Below are 449 nucleotides of genomic sequence, written 5' to 3'. Positions count from 1 at the left end.
CTTCCAGGGTGTTTTCCCCGGTGTAGTAGCCGTAGCTGCTCTTGGCGAGGTTGCTGGCCAGGGTCAGGCCGTTGAGCTCGACCTGCACCGGCGCCTGGTCTTCCGACACGGTGACCAATTTCAGGTTGTCCATGTAGCCGTCGGCCTTGACTTTCTGCGCCTGGGCGCTGGCGGCGATGTCCATGCTCAGACCGGAAAATTTCAGGCTCGATTGCTCATCCAGCGCAGTTTCGAACGGCACCAGGTTGAGGGTGCTGGTGGTCGATTCGTCGTAACCGATGTTGGTGACGCCCTTGAGCGGCGCGGCGCCGTTGGTGGCGGCGAACCATTTTGCCGTGGACGGGCTCTTTTCCAGCTCGTAGTTGCTGGTGGCCATGACCGGCAGCCACTTCAGCGAAACCAGACGCGAGAACGGCAGCGGGCCGTGTTCGATGTGGTCGACGAACAGC

The 449-nt window shown here is 61.7% G+C and carries 1 protein-coding gene; it reads right to left on the bottom strand.

Annotation, left to right across the window (positions count from 1 at the left end):
• Positions 1-449, bottom strand: a 449-nt coding sequence (locus J5M56_RS25355) for a DUF945 family protein (RefSeq protein ID WP_207938104.1), incomplete at both ends; no start/stop codon positions are given.

Origin of the sequence: Pseudomonas sp. 51_B (genome assembly GCF_017491595.1) — a bacterium.
Classification (GTDB): domain Bacteria; phylum Pseudomonadota; class Gammaproteobacteria; order Pseudomonadales; family Pseudomonadaceae; genus Aquipseudomonas; species Aquipseudomonas promysalinigenes.
The sequence above is the reverse complement of the archived record's forward strand: the minus strand, read 5'-3'. Positions and strand labels throughout refer to the sequence as shown.